We start from the raw sequence: 20,436 nt of genomic DNA, 5'->3' as shown, positions 1-20,436 counted from the left end.
CCGCCCCGGCCCCCGCTTCGGCCGGAACGGCCTCGTCCTCAAGCGCCGGACGGGCTGACGAAGCCCACCGGAACGGTGAAGCGAAAGGTTCCTGTCCCCGATAGAGGGATCGTTTCACCCGTACGGATTAAAAGCGCGCAGCACTCCCGTAGGTGCCGCCCCGCGCCGCCTACGGTCGCCGGATGACGAGCAGCGGCCCGGAGACCTCGACCCGCACGACCGGAACCCACCGGACGCACCGGGAAGTGCGCGACCGCGGGGCCGCGCGCACGCTGGCCCAGCGGCCGGCCACCCGCTACGAGTCGCATCTGGACGGCCTGTTCACCTACTGCCTGTCCGTCCTCTGCGACCACGACGCGGCGACCGCCGCCCTGGCCGACGTCCTCGTGCTCGCGGAACGCCGCGGCCGGCACGTCCCCGACGAGCTCGGGAGCCGCAGGGCCTGGCTGTACGCCCTGGCCCGCTGGGCGTGTCTGCGCAAGCTGGCCGAGGCCGGGCAGAAGCGCCGGTCCACCCACGCCGTGGGCCGCGCCGGCCGGCGGCGGGCGGCAGGGGCCGCCCCCGTCCCGGCCGTCTCCGAGGACGTCCAGGAGCGGCGCCGCCGCGAACTGGCCGAGCTGGCCTGGCCGGAGGCCGCCGGCACCACGCCCGAGCAGCGCGAGGCGCTCGAACTCGCCGTGCGCCACCACCTCGCCGCCCACGAGGTCGCCGCCGTGCTCGGCATGCAGCCGGCCGCCGCGCGTGCGCTGCTCGCCGCCGCGGCCTGCGAGGTGGAACGCACCCGCGCGGCGCTCGCCGTCATCGAGACCGGCGCCTGCCCGGGCGTGGCGCATCTCACCGGCGACCGGCGGCTCGTGCTCAGCGCGACCCTGCGCCGGGAACTCGTCCGGCACGTCGACGACTGCCCGCGCTGTCGTCGTACCGCCGAGCGGGCCGTTCCCGGCCGCTGGCCCGGCACCAGCGTCACCCCGGACGCGCTGCCCGTCCTCCCGGCGCCCGGAGCGGCCCTGCACGCCGCCATGGCGCACCCTCCACGCGCGCGTGCCACCGCGCCGCGCTTCGACCGGCGCGGCTTCCCGATGGACCACAAGGACCGCGTCGCCCGGCGGGACCGGCTGCGCGCGCGTGCCGTCACGACGACGGTCGTCGCCACCGTCGTCGCCGCGCCGGTGCTCGCCCTGTGGGCCGCCTACCGGAGCACCCCCGTGGGCGAGGACCGGGACGGCCGCCCGTCCTCCGCGCGGGAGGACGGCGGCCCCCTCGACCTCGACGGCGAGGGAGCGGGCGGCTACGAGAACACCGGCAACGCGAGCACACGGCCCGAGACCGGATTCGGCGAGAACGGTGAGCCGGACGTGTCCGTGGAGGTCGTGAGCGTCGCCGGAGCCGGGCACGAGGGCGCCGGCGCGCTGGGCGTCACGGCCGGCCACAGCGGCGACACCACGCTGATCACCCTGACCGCGACGGGGGCCGAACCGGTCCGCTGGTCCGTGTCGACGGAAGCGTCCTGGCTCTACCCGAGCCGGTCGTCGGGAACGCTCGCGCCCGGCGAGTCGGTGACGGTCAGGGTCCACGTCGACCAGCTGCGCGAGCCGTCCGGCCCCTGGAGCGCGGCCGTGGCGATCTCACCCGCCGGTTCCGTCGTGACCATCGACGGTCACGGCCCCGTCCCCTCCGCCCCGGGCGGCGGCTCGCCCTCCGGTCACCCCGGCGGTCCGGGCACCGCGCACCCCGGCACGCCGAGCGCCCCGCCTCCGTCGTCGCCCGGCCCGGAGCCGGCGCCCACGGCACCGGCGCCCTCGGAGCCCCCACCTGGCGACCCGCCGTCCTCGCCCGGCCCGGACCCCACGACGGGCGGCCCGACACCCACCGGGCCCACCCCCTCCGCCCCGGTGCCGACCGGCCCGGAGGACTCGCCGCCGCCCACCGGGGGCGACGCCCAGAGCCCGGCCACGTCCTAGCGGGGCCGTGTCCGCGAAGTCCCGCCCGGCTCGCGACGCCCGGCACGGCGCCGCGCCGGGCGGCCGGGACCGCCCGCGTACGCCCGGCGCGCGGGTGGCCCCCTCCGCCTTGCGACGCACCGCACCGGACGACGCGAGTCCTGCCCCGCGGGCGGACGGCGCGCTTGTGCGGACACGCCCCGGGAAGCGTCAGGCGGGGTCCGCCGGATGCGGGGTCAGCAGGGGCAGCTGGGATGCCAGCCGTTCCTCGCACAGCTCGACCAGACGGTCGTAACCCGCCTTGCCCATCAGCTCGGTCAGCTCCGCGCGGTAGGAGACGTACACCGGGTCCCCGGCGCCGTGCGCCGAAGTGGCCGAGGTGCACCACCAGTGCAGGTCGTGGCCGCCCGGGCCCCAGCCCCGGCGGTCGTACTCACCGATCGACACCTGCAGCACGCGCGTGTCGTCGGGCCGGTCGATCCAGTCGTAGGTCCGCCGGACGGGAAGCTGCCAGCACACGTCCGGCTTGGTCTCCAGCGGCTCCCGGCCCTCCTTCAGGGCCAGGATGTGCAGCGAGCAGCCCATGCCGCCCGCGAAGCCCGGCCGGTTCTGGAAGATGCACGAGCCCTGGAACGGGCGGGTCTGACGGTCGCCGTCCTCGTCCTCGGAGACCCAGCCGTTCCGCGTGCCCTCCGCGTGGTGCTGCCAGATGTCCGGAGTGAGCCGCGCCACATGCCCGGCGACCCGCTTCTCGTCGTCCTCGTCCGAGAAGTGGGCACCCAGGGTGCAGCAGCCGTCGTCCGCGCGACCCGCCTGGATGCCCTGGCAGCCGCTGCCGAAGATGCAGTTCCAGCGAGAGGTCAGCCATGTCAGATCGCAGCGGAAGACCTGCTCGTCGTCGGCCGGATCGGGAAACTCCACCCACGCGCGGGCGAAGTCGAGCCCCTTCTCGTCGTCCGCCGGCGCCGTTCCCGGCGCCCGCGCTGCTGTCACCCGCGAAGAACCCTCGGCCAGTCCGGCCTTCTTGTCCTTCTTGGCCTTCTTGTCCGTCTTTTCGTCCTTCGCCTTTTTCGTCTTTGGCACCCGTCCAGGGTAAGTCGCCCATGCCCCCGCCGGGACCGGCTCGACCACCGCAGACAGGGCATCACACCGCGCGGCGGGCAGTAGCGTTCCGTACATGAGACTCGGTGTCCTCGACGTGGGTTCGAACACGGTGCATCTGCTGGTGGTGGACGCGCATCCCGGCGCGCGCCCGCTGCCCGCGCACTCGCACAAGGCGGAACTGCGCCTCGCCCAGCTCCTCGACGACGACGGGGCCATCGGCCCCGACGGCGTCGACAGGCTGGTCGCGGTCGTCCACGAGGCGCTCCGGGCCGCCGAGGACAAGGGCGTCGAGGAGCTGCTGCCGTTCGCGACCTCCGCGGTGCGCGACGCCGGCAACGCCGACGACGTCCTCACGCGCGTGCGCGAGGAGACCGGGGTCGAGCTGCAGGTGCTCAGCGGCGACGAGGAGGCCCGGCTCACCTTCCTCGCCGCCCGCCGCTGGTTCGGCTGGTCGGCGGGGAAACTGCTCGTCATCGACATCGGCGGCGGCTCCCTGGAGATCGCCTACGGCATGGACGAGGAGCCCGACGCCACGGTGTCCCTGCCGCTCGGCGCCGGCCGCCTCACCGCCGCGCGGCTGCCCGGCGACCCGCCCGAGCCGGACGGCGTACGCGCGCTGCGCCGCCATGTCCGTACCGAGATAGCCCGCACGGTCGGGGAGTTCAGCCGTTTCGGCGCACCCGACCACGTGGTGGCCACCTCCAAGACCTTCAGGCAGCTCGCCCGCATCGCCGGTGCCCCCGGCTCCGCCGAGGGCCTGTACGTCCAGCGCGAACTGAAGCGGGAGTCCCTGGAGGGCTGGGTGCCGCGGCTCGCCGCGATGACCGCCGCCGAGCGCGCCGAACTGCCCGGTGTCTCCGAGGCCCGCGCGGGCCAGCTGGTCGCCGGGGCCCTGGTCGCGGAGGGCGCCATGGACCTGTTCGGCGTGGAACGCCTGGAGATCTGCCCCTGGGCCCTGCGCGAGGGCGTGATCCTCCGCAGACTGGATCACCTGGACCAGGGACAAGGGGCAGCGGCCCTGAGTCCATGACAAACGCCACAACGGCGAACCGGCACCCCGCACCCACCCGGCCCCACCCCGTAACCTGAGGCTCGTGGCAGAACCAAGGGACGTAGTCCGCATCCCGGATGCGAAGGTCGCCCTGTCGACGGCCTCCGTCTACCCGGAGTCGACGGCGACGGCCTTCGAGATCGCCGCGCGCCTCGGGTACGACGGCGTCGAGGTCATGGTGTGGACCGACCCGGTCAGCCAGGACATCGAGGCCCTGCGCAGACTCAGCGACTACCACCGCATCCCCGTCCTGGCCGTCCACGCGCCCTGCCTGCTCATCACGCAGCGCGTGTGGTCCACCGACCCCTGGACCAAGCTCCAGCGCGCCCAGGCCGCCGCCGAGAAGCTCGGCGCCGGAACGGTCGTCGTCCATCCCCCCTTCCGCTGGCAGCGGCAGTACGCCCGCGACTTCGTGGAGGGCGTCTGGCGGATGGCCGGCGAGACGGACGTGCGGTTCGCCGTGGAGAACATGTACCCCTGGCGCTACCGCGACCGCGAGATGCTCGCGTACGCCCCCGACTGGGACGTCACCAAAGAGGACTACCGCCACTTCACGATCGACCTCAGCCACGCCTCGACCGCCCGCACTGACGCCCTGCAGATGATCGACCGCATGGGCGACCGCCTCGGCCACGTCCACCTCGCCGACGGCCGGGGCTCCGCCAAGGACGAGCACCTGGTGCCCGGCCGCGGCGACCAGCCCTGTGCCGAGGTGCTGGAGGGCCTCGCCTCGCGCGGCTTCGACGGGCATGTCGTCATCGAGGTCAACACCCGCCGGGCCATGTCGAGCGCGGAGCGCGAGGCCGACCTGGCCGAGGCACTGGCGTTCACCCGCCGGCACCTGTCCTCCGCCGCCTCCGCGATCGAGGTGCCCCGCCGGTGACCGGCACCGCCCCGGGCGACGGCCCGGGTACTCCCGCGCGGGGCGACGGCACCACCCGGCGCCGCGGCCGTCCTCCTCGTACCGAATCGGCCGGCACCCGGGACCGCATCCTCGACGCGGCCCGCGAGGAGTTCTCCGCGCGGGGGTACGAGAAGACGTCCGTCCGGGGCATCGCCAAGTCGGCCGGGGTCGACTCCGCGCTGGTGCACCACTACTTCGGCACCAAGGAGCAGGTGTTCGAGGCCGCCGTGGAGGTCGCCTTCGCGCCGGCGTTCACCGCGCGGGACACGATCCTCGACGGTCCCGTCGAGGAGGCCGGCGAGCGGATGACCCGCATGATCATCGGCCTCTGGGAGAGCCCGGTCTCCCGGGCCCCGCTGCTCGCGATCGTCCGCTCCGCCGTGAACAACGAGATCGCGGCCGGTGTCTTCCGCCGCCTGATCGCCGGCCAGCTGCTGCGCCGGATCGCCGGACAGCTCGACGTCCCCGACGCGGAGCTGCGCGCCGAGCTCGCCGCCGCGCAGCTGGTCGGCATCGCGATGATCCGGTACGTGATCAGGGTGGAGCCGCTGGCCTCGGCGGACGCCGAGCAGATCATCAGGCGGGTGGCGCCGGTGGTGCAGGGGCACCTCACCGGACGCTGACGCCCTTGTCGGCTGGGACACCTGTCCCGAAATCCGGACACCCCGTCCCGCCCTCTGGATGACCGGCGTACGCTCGACGACAGTCATAACTCTCCGAAGGAGCGAGCGACGATGCCCGAGCTGAGGTCCCGCACAGTCACCCACGGCCGCAACATGGCGGGCGCCCGCGCCCTTATGCGCGCCTCCGGTGTACCGGGTGCGGACATCGGCCGCAAGCCGATCATCGCGGTCGCCAACAGCTTCACGGAGTTCGTCCCCGGCCACACCCACCTGGCCCCGGTCGGCCGGATCGTCAGCGAGGCGGTCGTCGCGGCCGGCGGCATCCCGCGCGAGTTCAACACCATCGCCGTCGACGACGGCATCGCGATGGGCCACGGCGGCATGCTGTACTCCCTGCCCTCCCGCGACCTGATCGCGGACAGCGTGGAGTACATGGTGGAGGCGCACCGCGCGGACGCCCTGATCTGCATCTCCAACTGCGACAAGATCACCCCGGGCATGCTCAACGCGGCCCTGCGGCTGAACATCCCCACGGTCTTCGTCTCCGGCGGCCCGATGGAGTCCGGCCGCGCCACCCTGGTCGACGGCACGGTCCGTACCCTCGACCTGGTCGACGCGATGTCGGAAGCGGTCAACGACAAGATCTCCGACGCGGACATCCTCCGCATCGAGGAGAACGCCTGTCCCACCTGCGGCTCCTGCTCCGGCATGTTCACCGCCAACTCGATGAACTGCCTGACCGAGGCCATCGGCCTCTCCCTCCCCGGCAACGGCTCGGTCCTGGCCACCCACACCGCCCGCAAGGCGCTCTACGAGAACGCCGCGCGTACGGTGATGGACCTGACCCGCCGCTACTACGAGCAGGACGACGACTCGGTCCTGCCCCGCAACATCGCCACCCCCGCGGCCTTCGAGAACGCCATGGCGCTCGACATCGCCATGGGTGGCTCCACCAACACGATCCTGCACCTGCTGGCCGCCGCCCAGGAGGCGGAGGTCCCCTACGGCCTCGCCGAGATGGACGCCCTCTCGCGCCGCGTCCCCTGCCTGGCCAAGGTCGCCCCGAACGTCGCCAAGGACCGCACGTACTACATGGAGGACGTGCACCGCGCGGGAGGCATCCCCGCCCTCCTCGGCGAACTGCACCGGGGGGGCCTGCTCAACGAGGACGTGCACTCCGTCCACAGCCCGTCCCTGACCGACTGGCTGAAGACCTGGGACGTGCGCGGCGGCTCCCCGTCGCAGGAGGCGGTCGAGCTGTGGCACGCGGCCCCCGGCTGCGTCCGCTCCGCCGAGGCCTTCTCCCAGTCCGAGCGCTGGGACTCCCTGGACGAGGACGCCCAGGGCGGCTGCATCCGCTCCGTGGAGCACGCCTACTCCGAGGACGGCGGCCTCGCCGTCCTGCGCGGCAACCTGGCGGTCGACGGCTGCGTCGTCAAGACGGCCGGCGTCGACGAGTCCATCTGGACCTTCGAGGGCCCGGCGGTCGTCTGCGAGTCGCAGGAGGAGGCCGTCGAGAAGATCCTCACCCAGCAGGTCAAGGAGGGCGACGTCGTCGTCATCCGCTACGAGGGCCCCAAGGGCGGCCCCGGCATGCAGGAGATGCTCTACCCGACGTCGTACCTGAAGGGCCGCGGCCTCGGAAAGGCCTGCGCCCTGATCACCGACGGCCGCTTCTCCGGCGGCACGTCCGGCCTGTCCATCGGCCACGCCTCCCCGGAGGCGGCCTCGGGCGGCACCATCGCCCTGGTCGAGGACGGCGACCGCATCCGCATCGACATCCCGAACCGCTCGATCGACCTGCTGGTCGACGAGGCGGAACTCGCCCGCCGAGAGCAGGCCCTGAACGGCCGGTACGCCCCGAAGAACCGCGACCGCAAGGTCTCCGCGGCCCTGAAGGCGTACGCGGCGATGGCCACCAGCGCGGACAAGGGCGCGGTGCGCGACATCACCAAGCTGGGCTGACCCACCCCACCCGCACGACGAGCCCGCCGGCCCCCGTACGTCCCGGCGGGCTCGCGTATGCGTGTGCCCGGTGGACTTCGGTACGGGCGTCCGGCGCCCTCCGCCGGTCCGGGGCGACGTCCCGTACGGCCGCCCACCGGCCCTCGTACACCGAGCCCGCCGGATCCCCTACGCCCCGCCTGACGAACCGGCGGGTTCGCCGTGTGCCCGTGTCCGCCCGGCAGGCTTCCTGCGCGCTGTACGACCGTCCGGCGGCGGGGCGACGACCCGTACGCCCCCACCGGACCCCGCGCCCCCACCGGACCCCGCTCGTACGGCCGACCCGGCCCAGCCCGCCCGCCCCTACCAGCCTTCCGGATCCTGCCCGGCCACCCCGAACACCGTCCCGTCGGGCGCCCCGGCGTAGACGTGGCCGCCCGCGAGCACGGGCTCGGGCAGCGCGGCGGGGACCCGGTCGGACTCCGCGCCGAGCCGTGGCCGGGTCTGCCCGAGGAGCTTCCCCTCACGGGCGTCGACGCCCAGCAGCCGCCCGTCGGGAGCGGTGACGTACACGTGCCGCCCGTCGGAGACGGGCACCGAGCCCCGGCTCACGCCCGTCTCCAGCCGCCACCGCTGCTTCCCCGCCGCCATGTCGACGGCCACCAGCGAACCGCCCGCGCCCATGAGGTACACGGTGTCCCCGTGCACGCCGGCCTCCGCCTGCGCGACCGGCACGGGCAGCGTCACCCGGCGGACGGCCCCGGTGCCGGGCGTGTAGCGGAGCACGGCCTTCGCGTCCCCGTACACGGCGCCGCCGACGACGAGGTACACGGCCCCGTCCGCCGCCCCCACGGGCGTCAGGTCCCCCTCCAGCTCCGCGTCCCACAGCACGTCACCCGTCGCCGGATCCACCGCGGTGACCCGGGTCCCGTTCCCGTCCCCGGACGGACTCACCGCGTACGCCGACGGCCCGCCCGACTCCTCCGACTCCCCGGCGAACGAGGAGAAGTACGGCACGGCCTGTCCCGGAATCCGGTGGGACCACCTGGTCTCGCCCGAGGCGCCGTCCACGCCCGTGACCGTCCCGTCGGAGCGGGTGAGCAGGAGCATGTCGCCGACCGCCCGCACCCCGTCGTACTCGGTCGGGTCCTCCCGCCACACCGGCTCGCCCGTGGTGGGGTCGAGCGCCTCCAGGTCACCGATCCGGTCGAGGGAGGGCTGGACGAGGCCGCCCGACACGACCGGCGGTTCGCTCCGGTCCGTCCCCGCGACGTCGTGCCGCCACAGGACGCGGCCGTCGGCCGGATCGAGGGCGAAGACCCGGCCGGGCAGCGCGCACAGCAGGCTCTCCGTCCCGTACGAGCACTGGGGCATGCCGCCGTGCTCCGCGCCGGGCACCGCCTCCCACGCGCCGAAGCCGTCCGACGCGCTCTGCGCGGCGGTGGTCTTCCGCGCCGGTTCCGCGCCGCCGAACACCTGCACCGAGGCGAGCCCGCCGAGCACCGCGAGGCAGAGCACCCCCGCCACCAGGACCGTCCGCCTGCCGAGCCGCCGCGCGGGCCGCGCCTCAGGCGTGTCCGGGGGTTCCGGCACGACCTCCTCCCGCTCTTCGGGCGTCCGCGGCGCCGGTACGAACACCTGAGTGTCGTACGCCGCCGACACCGACCGCAGCTCCCGCATCAGCTCGTCCGGCGTGGGCCGGTCGTCGGGCTCCTTGGCGAGACACCGCAGCACCAGCGGCGCGAGCGGCTCCGGTACGCCGGTCAGGTCGGGTTCGTCGTGCACGACCTGGTAGGCGACGACGTACGGGCTGTCGGAGTCGAACGGACCGCGCCCCGTCGTCGCGTGCACCATGAGCGACCCGAGCGCGAACACGTCGGCCGCGGGACCCACTTCCCGGGGCCGCCGGAACTGCTCGGGCGCCATGAACGGCGGTGTGCCGATCAACTTCCCCGTCTCGGTGCGCAGTTCGCTGTCTTTCGGCCGGGAGATGCCGAAGTCGATGACCTTCGGCCCGTCCTCGGCGAGCAGCACGTTGCTCGGCTTCAGGTCCCGGTGCACGACCCCGACCCGGTGGATGTCGCGCAGCGCCTCCGCGAGTCCGGCCATCAGCCGGCGCGACTGGTCCGGGTCCATGGGTCCGTTCCGCTTCACCTCCTCGGAGAGCGTCGGACCGGGGATGTACAGGGTGGCCATCCAGGGCCGCCCGCCCTCCGGATCGGCGTCGACGACCGGCGCGGTGAAAGCCCCGCTCACCCGTCGCGCGGCGGCCACCTCCTGCCGGAACCGCCCTCTGAACTCGGGGTCCATGGCATACCGGGCGTGTACGACCTTCACCGCGACCCGCATCCCGGAGGTGCTCCGGGCCAGATGCACGACGCCCATGCCGCCCGAGCCCAGACAGGACTCCAGACGGTAGTGACCGGCGTACTCCGGAAGTTCCGCTTCCGCGCCCGCTCCGGCGTTCCGCTGCGACGCCATGGAACCACCCCCGTGCTGTTCGTTCGCGCGCGCGACGCTCGGAGCCTAGTCGATGGTGCGTGGGGGACCGAGGCGGCTTGCCCACCTGCGCGTGCGAGTTGCGAACTGGTGTTTCATGGCTTGTTCCAGGGGTATCAACGTGGCCCCACGGCAGCCGTGGGGTGCAACGGGGGAGGTTTTCTCATGTCTGTCGACCAGACGCAGGACATCGCGGGCGGGGACGAGAAGGCGACGGTGGAGGTGATGGCGGCCACGACCGCGGCCTCCTACCCGGTCGCTCCGGGCTACCGGCTGAACGTCCGCAGCGGACCCGGCACCGGCTACTCCGTCGTCCGGGTCCTGTCCGAGGGCGCCGAGGTCCGGATCAACTGCCAGACACCGGGCACGTGGGTGTCGGGCCCGTACGGCACCTCGAACATCTGGGACAACATCGGCAGCGGCCAGTACGTCTCCGACACGTACGTCCGTACCGGCAGCGACGGGTACGTCGCCGCCCGCTGCTAGTGACACCCCTTCTCCGGGCCGACGCCGGCGGAGGGAGTCCGGTACGGCTTCACCGGCCGGTGTCCTCGGCCGCGGTCCTGGGGAGCGCGAGCATCACGAGCGCCGCCACGACGTAGAGCACCGCGGAGACGACGAGGACGAGGCCGAACGCGCGACCGTGGTCGGCCGGTCCCGGCGCACCGGCCGTCGATCCGGTGAGGGCGCCGAAGAAGACCGTGCCGAGAGCGGCGATGCCGACGGCGGCGCCGATCTGGTTGACGGTGGAGAGCACCCCGCCCGCGGCACCCGCGTTGCGGGCGGGGACGCCGGCGAGGACGACGTTGACGAGGACGGGGGCGGCAAGACCGAGCCCGAGGCCGCCGATGAAGAGGGCGAGGGCGAGCGGCCAGTACCCGGGTTCCCCGCCGTCCCTGACGACCGCCCACAGGACGCACTGGGACACGGCGACGGTGAGCGATCCGGCGATCAGCAAGGCCCTCCCGGCCCTGGTGGCGAGAGCGACTCCGAGCCCCGAGGTGACGATCGAGCCGAACGCGTACGGCAGGATCACCAGGCCGGTCTCCCACGCGCTGCGGCCGGTGCCGGCCTGGAGGTAGACCGACAGCGTGAGGAAGAACGCCCCGAGGCCGCCGAAGAAGAGCACGGACGCGCCCAGGCCGGCCGCGAAGGCGCGGACGCGGAGCAGAGCCGGATCGAAGACGGGTTCGCCCCCGCGTCCGGTCAGCCGGCGCTCGTGGGTGAGGAAGAGCGCCAGTACGACGACGCCGGCGGCGAGAAGGGCGTAGCTGCCCGCGGTCCATCCCCAGGTCTCGGTCTGGATGACCGGCAACAGCAGGAGCAGGATGCCCGAGGCCGCGAGCAGCGCGCCCCGGAGGTCGAGCCGCGCGGTCGAGGCCGAGCGGGACTCCGGCAGGACCTTCGCGCCGATGACGAGCGCCAGGACCGAGACGGGCACGTTGATCCAGAAGATCGTGCGCCATCCCAGTCCGAACAGGTCGGCGTCGATGAGCAGCCCGCCCAGCAGCGGTCCCGCGACCGAGGCGAGACCCTGGACGGCCCCGTAGGCGCCGAACGCCTTGGCGCGCTCGCCGGGGGCGAACGAGGCCCGGATGATCCCGAACACCTGCGGGACCATGATCCCCGCGGTCAGTCCCTGCACGGCGCGCATGCCGATGAGCATGTCCGGACCGGCGGCCAGCGCGCAGAGCGCGGAGGTGAGCATGAACCCGCCCAGCCCGGTCAGGAACAGGCGCTTGCGGCCGTACTGGTCACCGAGCCGTCCACCGGTGATCAGGCCCGCGCCCAGCGCCAGGACGTAGGCGGCGATCATCCACTGGATCTGTGCGTCGCCGGCGCCCAGGTCCCGGGCGATCGCCGGGGCCGCGACGGTGACGATCGTCGCGTCGAGGAGGTCCAGGAAGGAACCGAAGAGCACCACCAGGAGCGCGGCGCCCGCACTCGTGCCGGAGACGAGCGCTGAGGAGGCCGCGGGTGAGCGTGCCCCTTCTTGACGGATGTGTGAAGCGGTCATGGCGGACACGTTGACAGCTATAGTTGCCGCCGAGTGACCGCAATGGCGGAGGGGAACGAGCGATGGCTGCCACCTCCGCGCGGACGCTGAAGCTGCTGTCGGTCTTCGGGACCGGCGCGACCCTGACCGCCGAGCAGCTCGCCACCCGGCTCGGGGCGTCCGTGCGGACCGTGCGACGTGACATCGACACGCTCAGGGAGCTCGGGTACGAGATCGAGGCCGTGCGCGGGGTGGGCGGAGGCTACCGGCTCGGCCGCGCCACCCGGTTGCCGCCGGTCGTCTTCGACGAGGAACAGGCCGTCGCGGTGGCCGTCGCGATCCAGACCGTCCCCACCCTCCTGTCCGGCATCCGCGAGAACGCGGCCCGCGCCCTCACCACGCTGCGGCAGGCGATGCCCGCCCGCAGCCGTATACACGCCGAGGCGTTCACCGTCTCGGCGGCGCGCAACTACTGGGAGTTCCCCGCGGAGCCCATCGACGCCCAGGCCATCGGCGTCATCGGGGGCGCGATCAACCGACAGCATGTCCTCCGTGTGGACTGCACGGGCGAGGACGGACCGGCCACGCTCACGCTCGAACCACACCACCTCGTCGTGTGGGCGGCACGGTGGTACCTCGTCGCGTACGAACCAGACGCGGACCGCTGGCGCGCGATGCGCGTCGACCGCCTCGCACCGCGCATGCCCACGGGAAGGACCTTCGACCGCCGCGACGTCCCGCACGGCGATCCGGCCGCCTTCGTCATGAGCACCCACGACCGCGGCGACACCCCGGCGGAATGGCCCTGCCGGGGCTCCGCGCTCCTCGCACTGCCCGCACCCGTCGTCGCCCGGTTCGCCCCCGGCGGCTCGACGGTCGAGCACATCACCGACGCCGGCTGCCGCCTCACACTCGGCGCGTGGTCCTGGGCCGGCCTGGCGGGACTGCTCCTCACGTTCGACGCCGGCATCACGGACATCGAGCCGGCCGAACTCAGGCAGGCGCTGCGCACGTTGCGCACCCGCATCGACGAAGGACTGGGACCCGCCGGGTGAGTTCCCGTTCAGGTGAACTCCCGGGATCTCGCCGATGACGCGAACCGGTGCTTCCTGGCGTGGCTCTCGCCGGGCGTGATCCGACGTGGCACGACCGGCTGTTGTCGGTGCGCGGCGGAGGTGAGCGGTCGGATGAGCGAACGGGTACAGGACCCTGTCGGAACCATGGTGGCGGACGAGGAGGCGGAAGCCCCCGGACCGCCGGATCCGGGGTCGGGCATCCTGCGGGTGTTCGGGCGGCAGTTGAAGCGGTTCCGGACGCGGGCGGGACTGGAGCGTGCCGAGGTCGGGTCGCGGACGGGCTACTCTCCGTCCACGATCGCCTCGTACGAACAGGGCAGACGCGTACCGCCGCCCCGGTTCATCGACGTGGCGGACGAACTGCTCGACGCGGGCGGCGTCCTGCTGGAGATGAAGGACGAGGTCGCACGGGCCCAGTTCCCGGCGTTCTTCCGGGACGCGGCGCGGTTGGAGACGGAGGCGGTCGAGCTGCATGTGTACGACACACATGTGGTCAACGGGCTTCTGCAGACGGAGGACTACGCGCGGGCGGTCTTCACGATGCGCCGCCCGCTGCTCGACGAGGAGACGATCGAGCAGCGGGTGACCGCGCGGATGCGCAGGCAGGAGATCTTCTCCCGCCGGCCCGCGCCGCTGATGAGCTTCGTCATCGAGGAGGCCGTGCTGCGCCGCCCCATCGGCGGGGCGGAGGTGCACCGCGGGCAACTGGAACGGATCCTGCTCACCGGGCAGCACCGCAACGTCGAGATCCAGGTGATGCCGACGCGGCGGGAGGACCACGCGGGGCTCGCCGGCCCGTTCACCCTGATCGAGACCAGGTCGGGACAGCGCATCGCGTACGCGGAGGTCCAGAAGAGCAGTTCGCTCTACACCGACCGGGCTCCCGTACGGGAGTTGGAGGCGCAGTATGGAATCATCCGGGCCCAGGCTCTCACTCCGGGGGAGTCCATGGCCTTCGTCGAGGAGCTGTTGGGAGAACTGTGAAGGGCGCAACGGAACTGACGTGGGTCAAGAGCACCTACAGCAGCGGTGAGGGTGGCCAGTGCGTCGAGGTGGCCGCCTTCTCCCACACGGTCCGCGTGAGGGACTCCAAGGACGTCGCCCGCCCCGGGCTGGCCGTCGGCCGGGATGCCTGGGGGATGTTCGTCGGATACGCCGTCGAAGAGATCCGCTGAGCTGTCGCCGTACGACCGTGCCCTGGGGCTTCGTCCGGAGCCGCAGGGCACGGTCGTGCACGACCGGCCCGCGGCGGGGGCCTGGCAGGGGAGGGGGACCCGCGTGCGCACGCGGGGGAGGAGTCACAATCGACCGGTGAGCGCAGCAGAGAACGACCCGAACGGCACCCCGGCCACCCCCGCCGGCCCGCAGCCCGAGCCCATCCGCTTCTTCGGCACCACGTGGGTCGACCACTCCGGCGGCTACACCGCCCGCCGCGTCGGCGTCGCGGTGGGTTCCCTCGCCGCCGCGGCAGCCGCCTGCCTCGTCCTGCGCACCGCCTACGACGGGCTCCGCATCGCCGATGTCGGCAGCTTCGTCTCGCTGCTCATGGTCGTGATGTTCGCGATCTGCAGCTCGCTCGCCTTCCGCCACACCTGGTCCGCCTTCACCACCCGCCCCGACCCCGACCGCCAGGCGTCCCTGCGCGGCCTGCTGGCCGTCGGTTTCGTCGGCTCGCTCCTCGCCTACTTCTTCCGCACCTTCACCGAGGCCCCGGGCGAGAAGCTCCACCGCGCGGAGTACGACAAGGCCCGCGCGGAGTACGACAAGCGCACCACCCGCCGCTCGGGCAACCCGTCGAAGAAGCGCCGCCGCTAGCGCCCGCGCGGCGGCCCCGGCGACCGCCCGCCGCGCCACCGGCCCGGGCGGGCCCGCTGCTCCGCCCGGCTCCGACGGCCGCCCGCCCGCCCCGAAAACCCCCGCGCGTCACATCCGCCCGGTCACCATGGCCGTATGACGACACCCAGGGCCGACCACCTCACCCGAGCCCACTCCTTCAACGCGGCCGCAGCCCAGTACGCCGCCAACCGCCCCTCCTACCCGCCCGCCCTCTTCGACACGGTCGAGGAGCTGACCGGCCGCCCCCTCGCCGGCTCCCGGGTCGTGGACGTCGGTGCCGGTACGGGCATGGCGACCGCGCATCTGCACGCGCGCGGCGCCGACGTGATCGCCGTCGAGCCCGGTGACGGCATGGCGGCCGAGTTCCGCCGCACCCTCCCCGACGTGCCGGTCGTCCGGGGCAGCGGCGACGCCCTCCCCCTCGCCGGCCACCACGCCGACCTCCTCACCTACGCCCAGGCCTGGCACTGGACCGACCCCGCCCGCGCCGTCCCGGAGGCGGTACGGGTCCTGCGGCCGGGCGGCGCGCTCGCCCTGTGGTGGAACACCGACGCGCTCGACGTGCCCTGGATCGCCGAAGAAGCCGAACGCACCGCGCGCCGCTTCGGCGTGAACCTCGCCGCCGAGCGACGCGACACCAACGCCCGAGCCGCCGACCCCACCGGCCTCCTGCACTTCACCCGCCGGGAGATCCGCTGGAGCCGCCGCGTCCCGATCGACACCCACCTGGCCAACCTCGCCAGCCACTCGGTCCTCCTCGTCGACAGCGACCGCGCCGCCGCCTTCCTCGCCGAGCAGCGCGAGCACCTCACCGCCGCCTTCCCGGACGGCACCGTCGAGGAGACCTACGACGTCGTCCTCCTCCTCGCCACCACACCCCCGGCCCCGACGGCTTGACTCCTCCCCGGACCCGGGAGGAGTATTCATCGCATGATGAATTCCTCCTCCCGCCCACCGGAGGAACCGGCCGTCCACGCCCAGGACCTCACCGTCGTCCGAGGCCCCCGCACCGTCCTGCGCGGCCTCGACTTCACCGTCCCGCGCGGTCAGATCACCGGCCTCCTCGGCCCCTCCGGCTGCGGCAAGTCGACCCTGATGCGGGCCGTCGTCGGCACCCAGGCCAAGGTCACCGGCACCCTGGACGTCCTCGGCAGCCCCGCCGGCCACCCCACCCTGCGCACCCGCATCGGCTACGTCACCCAGGCCCCCTCCATCTACGACGACCTGACCGTCCGCCAGAACCTCGACTACTTCGCCGCGATCCTCCACCCCGGCCGAGCGGCCGCCGACCGCCGCCACGAGAACGTCACCCGCGCGATCACCGACGTCGACCTCACCACCCACACCGACGCCCTCGCCGGCGACCTCTCCGGCGGCCAGCGCAGCCGCGTCTCCCTCGCCGTGGCCCTCCTCAGCACCCCCGAACTCCTCGTCCTCGACGAACCCACCGTCGGCCTCGACCCCGTCCTGCGCCGCGACCTCTGGAACCTCTTCCACACCCTCGCCGCCGAACGCGGCACCACCCTCCTGATCTCCTCCCACGTCATGGACGAGGCCGAGCGCTGCCACCGCCTCCTCCTCATGCGCGAGGGCGGGATCCTCGCCGACGACACCCCCGACGCCCTGCGCGCCCGCACCGGCTCCGACACCGTCGAGGCGGCTTTCCTGCGCCTGGTCGACCAGGCCGCCACGGCGGGCCGTACGAAGGAGTCCACCCGATGAGCACGGCCGCCCCCGCCCCGGCGCGCGCCCTCAACGCCTCCCGCACCCTCGCCACCGCCGCCCGGGTGCTGCGCCAGCTCCGCCACGACCCGCGCACCATCGCGCTGATGCTGCTGGTCCCCTGCCTGATGCTGCTTCTGCTCCGCTACGTCTACGACGGCAGCGCGCACGTCTTCGACAACATCGGCGCGTCACTCCTCGGGATCTTCCCGCTGATCACGATGTTCCTGGTCACCTCGATCGCCACCCTGCGCGAACGCACCTCCGGCACCCTCGAACGCCTCCTCGCCATGCCGCTGGGCAAGGGCGACCTGATCGCCGGCTACGCCCTCGCCTTCGGCGCCCTCGCGATCGTCCAGTCCGCCCTGGCCACGGGCCTCGCCGTATGGTTCCTCGGTCTCGACGTCATCGGCAGCCCCTGGCTGCTCCTGCTGATCGCCCTGCTCGACGCACTCCTCGGCACGGCCCTCGGCCTCTTCGTCTCGGCCTTCGCGGCCTCCGAATTCCAGGCGGTCCAGTTCATGCCGGCGGTGATCTTCCCCCAGCTCCTCCTCTGCGGCCTCCTCACCCCGCGCGAGAACATGCACCCGGCCCTGGAGGCCATCTCCGACGTCCTCCCCATGTCCTATGCGGTCGACGGCATGAACGAGGTCCTGAAGCACACCGACATGACCACGGCCTTCATCCGCGACACGGCGATCGTCGCGGGCTGCGCCCTGCTGGTCCTCACCCTGGGCGCGGCCACCTTGAAACGCCGAACGGTGTAAATCAGCCCGTCCGGCGTTCGAGGACGAGGCCCGTTCAGGGCCGAAGGGGGTCCGGGGCACAGCCCCCGGGGACGATGGGGGTCCCTCCCGCTCGAGCGAAGTCGAGAGTGGGGGAGGGAAGGAGCGGCGGGGGCGGAAAACTCACGACGGCAACCCACCGCCGACATCCCGCCCACCGGACACCCCACCCCCCACCTGCCCCGGGATGCGAGGATGCCCACAGGACGACGCACCCCCGGAGGGCACCCCAGCCATGACCCAGAAAGTCGCAGTCCTCGGCACCGGCAAAATCGGCGAAGCCCTGCTCAGCGGAATGATCCGCGCCGGCTGGGCCCCCACCGACCTCCTCGTCACCGCCCGCCGCCAGGAGCGGGCCGACGATCTCCGCACCCGCTACGGAGTCACCCCGGTCTCCAACCAGGAAGCCGCCAAGACCGCCGACACCCTGATCCTCACGGTCAAACCGCAGGACATGGGCACCCTCCTCGACGAACTCGCCCCCCACGTCCCCGCCGACCGCCTGATCATCAGTGGCGCCGCCGGCATCCCCACCGCCTTCTTCGAGGACCGCCTCGCCACCGGCACCCCGGTCGTCCGGGTCATGACCAACACCCCCGCCCTCGTCGACGAGGCCATGTCGGTCATCTCCGCCGGAAGCCACGCCACCGCCGACCACCTCGCCCACGCCGAGGAGATCTTCGGCGCCGTCGGCAAGACCCTCCGCGTCCCCGAGTCCCAGCAGGACGCCTGCACCGCCCTCTCCGGCTCCGGCCCGGCGTACTTTTTTTACCTGGTCGAAGCCATGACCGACGCCGGCATCCTGCTCGGCCTGCCCCGCGACAAGGCCCACGACCTGATCGTCCAGTCCGCGATCGGCGCCGCGACGATGCTCCGCGACAGCGGCGAACACCCGGTGAAGCTCCGCGAGAACGTGACCTCCCCCGCCGGCACCACCATCAACGCCATCCGCGAACTCGAGAACCACGGCGTACGAGCCGCCCTCATCGCCGCCCTCGAAGCCGCCCGCGACCGCAGCCGCGAACTCGCCAGCGGCACCAAGGACTGAGGAGTAGGGCCAAGCCGGGTGCGGAGCGAGAGCCAGGCACGCCCTGCCGCTGTCGGAACGCACCTACACCTGCACCGTGTGTGGAGCCGTCTCCCCCAGGGACAAGAACTCCGCCCGCGTGATGCTCGTCCGGGCAGGTCTGGCCCCGGCTGGTGTCGAGGGGGCAAGACCTCCCGGAGCGCCGCTCCGGGAGGCAGCCTGAGCCGGGAATCCCCTCCTGTGTAGGAGGGGAGCAGTCAAGATGCGCCAGCACTTCGCATCGCGCCTCGCCACCAGCCCCCGCGCCTACCGGGCCGCGTTCAGCACGGGCGCCCCGGTATCCGAGCCCGCCGGCAACAAACCGATCGCCCGATAAGCGGCATCAACGGTCGGTCGAGCCATGCCCCGCGCCCGCTCCGCGCCATCCCGCAGCACCCCCTCCACATAGCCGGGATCCGCGCACAACTCCTTGTGCCTCTCCCGCACCGGCCTCAGCACCTCGACCACCGCCTCCGCGGTGTCACGCTTCAAATCCCCGTACGACTCATATACACCGGCCAACGCCTCCGGGTTCCCACCCGAGCACGCGGCAAGGACCTCCAGCAGATTCGCCACCCCCGGCCGGGTCTCCCTGTCGTACACGACGTCCCGCCCGCTGTCGGTCACCGCCCGCATGACCTTCTTCCGCGCCACGTCCGGCTCGTCCAGCAGATAGACGATCCCCGGCCCCGTGTCGTCGCTCTTGCCCATCTTCGCCATGGGGTCCTGCAGATTCATCACCCGCGCCGCCACCGACGGATTCGTCGCCCGCGGCACCACGAACGTGTGCCCGTACCGCTGGTTGAACCGCACCGCGAGATCCCGCGCCAGCTCCACGTGCTGCGTCTGGTCGTGCCCGACCGGCACCTCGTCCGTCCCGTACGCCAGGATGTCGGCCGCCATCAGCACCGGATACGTCAGCAGCGACAGCCGCACGCTCCCACCCCGCCGCTGCTCCCGCGCGGCCTTCTCCTTGTACTGGATCATCCGTCGCATCTCGCCGTCCGTGGCCACGCACTCCAGCAGATACGACAGCCGCGCGTGCTCGTCCACATGGCTCTGCACGAACACCGTGCACAGCGCCGGGTCCAGCCCGGACGCCAGCAGCAACGTCGCCGCCTGCCGGCTCAGCCTGCGCACCCGCGCGGGATCGTGGTGCACGGTCAGCGCGTGCAGATCGACGACGCAGAACAGCGCGTCCGCCTGGTGCTGGTCGACCGCGGCCCACTGCCGCATGGCTCCCAGGTAGTTTCCCAGCGTCAGATGCCCGGTCGGCTTGATCCCACTGAAGACCCGTGTCATCTCTTCTCTTCTCCATCTCCGGTCCGAGGCCGCCGTCCCTGGCCGGCCGCCCCTCGGAGTCCTGGAGGGAGAAACAGAAACGGCCGCCGAGGCGGCGGCCGCTGATGTACGTACGTAGGGGGCGGCCGCCGTCAGGCGGCCCACCAGAACTGGCTGTACGTACGCGTGGTCATGCGGCCCAGAGTACGCCCGGGGGCGGGACAAGGCAGCGAGTTGACACGCCCCGGCCGGATCCGTACTGTTCTCCGAGTTGTCCGACGTGAGCGCCGACCCCGGTCGGTCCCCGGACAGCCATTCCACAAGTACCACCATTGTTCGAGACAGCGGTCTGTCTGCTGTCACGTCCTTGGCATACGTATTTGCGAAATGAGGAATCCGCACCCGAAAGGGAGCAGGACCCCGATTAGGTCGGGGACCGGGAATCCGCTAAAGTCTCACTCGTCGGAACGGCCCAACGGCCGGGAAGGCAGCCCGCTCTGACCGGGAATCAGGCCCGAAAGGATCTGATAGAGTCGGAACCGCCGGAAAGGGAAACGCGAGAGCGGAACCCCGGAAAGCACCGAGGAAATCGGATCGGAAAGATCTGAT

General features: G+C 72.7%; 18 protein-coding genes and 1 pseudogene. 15 read left to right on the top strand and 4 right to left on the bottom strand.

Going from position 1 to position 20,436, the window contains the following annotated elements; translation table 11 throughout:
- The first annotated feature begins 182 nt into the window (after positions 1–182).
- Positions 183–1,961, top strand: coding sequence for a hypothetical protein (locus tag ACIA6T_RS24010; protein WP_399448523.1), 1,779 nt, complete (start codon positions 183–185; stop codon positions 1,959–1,961).
- A gap of 189 nt (positions 1,962–2,150) precedes the next feature.
- On the opposite strand, the gene ACIA6T_RS24005 is transcribed toward ACIA6T_RS24010, so the two are convergent.
- Positions 2,151–3,023, bottom strand: a complete 873-nt coding sequence (locus ACIA6T_RS24005; RefSeq protein ID WP_399448522.1) for a hypothetical protein — start codon at positions 3,021–3,023, stop codon at positions 2,151–2,153.
- A gap of 94 nt (positions 3,024–3,117) precedes the next feature.
- On the opposite strand from ACIA6T_RS24005, the gene ACIA6T_RS24000 reads away from it, so the two are divergent.
- The 4 genes from ACIA6T_RS24000 to ilvD all read left to right on the top strand — a co-directional run bounded on the left by ACIA6T_RS24000 (position 3,118) and on the right by ilvD (position 7,587).
- Entirely contained in the window at positions 3,118–4,074 is a 957-nt protein-coding gene (locus ACIA6T_RS24000; protein ID WP_399448521.1) for a Ppx/GppA family phosphatase, read from the top strand.
- Between the two features lie 64 nt (positions 4,075–4,138).
- Positions 4,139–4,978: a sugar phosphate isomerase/epimerase gene (locus tag ACIA6T_RS23995; protein WP_073936773.1), complete on the top strand. Its 840-nt coding sequence runs from the start codon at positions 4,139–4,141 to the stop codon at positions 4,976–4,978.
- Positions 4,975–5,622: a TetR family transcriptional regulator gene (locus ACIA6T_RS23990; protein ID WP_399448520.1), complete on the top strand. Its 648-nt coding sequence runs from the start codon at positions 4,975–4,977 to the stop codon at positions 5,620–5,622. Before ACIA6T_RS23995 ends, ACIA6T_RS23990 begins: the two co-directional genes overlap by 4 nt.
- A gap of 111 nt (positions 5,623–5,733) precedes the next feature.
- Positions 5,734–7,587, top strand: a complete 1,854-nt coding sequence (gene ilvD, locus ACIA6T_RS23985; RefSeq protein ID WP_399448519.1) for a dihydroxy-acid dehydratase — start codon at positions 5,734–5,736, stop codon at positions 7,585–7,587.
- A gap of 342 nt (positions 7,588–7,929) precedes the next feature.
- Here ilvD and ACIA6T_RS23980 read toward each other — a convergent pair whose 3' ends face one another.
- The gene (locus ACIA6T_RS23980; protein ID WP_399448518.1) at positions 7,930–10,047 is read right to left on the bottom strand and encodes a PQQ-binding-like beta-propeller repeat protein; all 2,118 of its coding nucleotides are present in this window, start codon (positions 10,045–10,047) and stop codon (positions 7,930–7,932) included.
- Positions 10,048–10,230: 183 nt separating this feature from the next.
- Between ACIA6T_RS23980 and ACIA6T_RS23975 the strand changes: the two genes are divergently transcribed.
- Positions 10,231–10,551 carry an SH3 domain-containing protein gene (locus tag ACIA6T_RS23975; protein ID WP_399448517.1) on the top strand — a complete coding sequence of 107 codons (321 nt, stop codon included), beginning with the start codon at positions 10,231–10,233 and terminating at the stop codon, positions 10,549–10,551.
- Between the two features lie 49 nt (positions 10,552–10,600).
- Here ACIA6T_RS23975 and ACIA6T_RS23970 read toward each other — a convergent pair whose 3' ends face one another.
- Positions 10,601–12,082 carry an MFS transporter gene (locus ACIA6T_RS23970; RefSeq protein ID WP_399448516.1) on the bottom strand — a complete coding sequence of 494 codons (1,482 nt, stop codon included), beginning with the start codon at positions 12,080–12,082 and terminating at the stop codon, positions 10,601–10,603.
- Between the two features lie 62 nt (positions 12,083–12,144).
- Here ACIA6T_RS23970 and ACIA6T_RS23965 point away from each other — a divergent pair, with 62 nt between their 5' ends.
- The 9 genes and pseudogenes from ACIA6T_RS23965 to ACIA6T_RS23925 all read left to right on the top strand — a co-directional run.
- Positions 12,145–13,116: a helix-turn-helix transcriptional regulator gene (locus ACIA6T_RS23965; protein ID WP_399448515.1), complete on the top strand. Its 972-nt coding sequence runs from the start codon at positions 12,145–12,147 to the stop codon at positions 13,114–13,116.
- 165 nt (positions 13,117–13,281) lie between these two features.
- Positions 13,282–14,121, top strand: coding sequence for a helix-turn-helix domain-containing protein (locus tag ACIA6T_RS23960; RefSeq protein ID WP_399448635.1), 840 nt, complete (start codon positions 13,282–13,284; stop codon positions 14,119–14,121).
- Complete coding sequence (locus ACIA6T_RS23955; RefSeq protein ID WP_399448514.1) at positions 14,118–14,312, top strand: DUF397 domain-containing protein; 195 nt, start codon at positions 14,118–14,120, stop codon at positions 14,310–14,312. Before ACIA6T_RS23960 ends, ACIA6T_RS23955 begins: the two co-directional genes overlap by 4 nt.
- A gap of 136 nt (positions 14,313–14,448) precedes the next feature.
- Positions 14,449–14,952 (top strand): EamA/RhaT family transporter, encoded by a 504-nt coding sequence (locus tag ACIA6T_RS23950; RefSeq protein WP_399448513.1) that lies wholly within the window; start codon positions 14,449–14,451, stop codon positions 14,950–14,952.
- 135 nt (positions 14,953–15,087) lie between these two features.
- Positions 15,088–15,870, top strand: coding sequence for a class I SAM-dependent methyltransferase (locus ACIA6T_RS23945; protein ID WP_399448512.1), 783 nt, complete (start codon positions 15,088–15,090; stop codon positions 15,868–15,870).
- A gap of 33 nt (positions 15,871–15,903) precedes the next feature.
- Positions 15,904–16,695 (top strand): ABC transporter ATP-binding protein, encoded by a 792-nt coding sequence (locus ACIA6T_RS23940; protein WP_399448511.1) that lies wholly within the window; start codon positions 15,904–15,906, stop codon positions 16,693–16,695.
- Positions 16,692–17,462, top strand: coding sequence for an ABC transporter permease (locus tag ACIA6T_RS23935; RefSeq protein WP_399448509.1), 771 nt, complete (start codon positions 16,692–16,694; stop codon positions 17,460–17,462). Before ACIA6T_RS23940 ends, ACIA6T_RS23935 begins: the two co-directional genes overlap by 4 nt.
- 253 nt (positions 17,463–17,715) lie before the next feature.
- Entirely contained in the window at positions 17,716–18,528 is an 813-nt protein-coding gene (proC, locus tag ACIA6T_RS23930; RefSeq protein ID WP_399448508.1) for a pyrroline-5-carboxylate reductase, read from the top strand.
- 13 nt (positions 18,529–18,541) lie between these two features.
- Positions 18,542–18,730: pseudogene (locus tag ACIA6T_RS23925) on the top strand (RNA-guided endonuclease TnpB family protein); the annotation flags it as partial.
- Positions 18,731–18,813: 83 nt separating this feature from the next.
- Here ACIA6T_RS23925 and trpS read toward each other — a convergent pair.
- A complete protein-coding gene (trpS, locus tag ACIA6T_RS23920; protein WP_399448507.1) occupies positions 18,814–19,848 on the bottom strand; it encodes a tryptophan--tRNA ligase in 1,035 nt (344 codons plus the stop codon).
- Between the last annotated feature and the right edge of the window lie 588 nt (positions 19,849–20,436).

Source organism: Streptomyces sp. NPDC051740, assembly GCF_044453165.1.
Lineage (GTDB): Bacteria > Actinomycetota > Actinomycetes > Streptomycetales > Streptomycetaceae > Streptomyces > Streptomyces atrovirens.
This window is presented reverse-complemented; position numbering and strand designations above follow the sequence as displayed.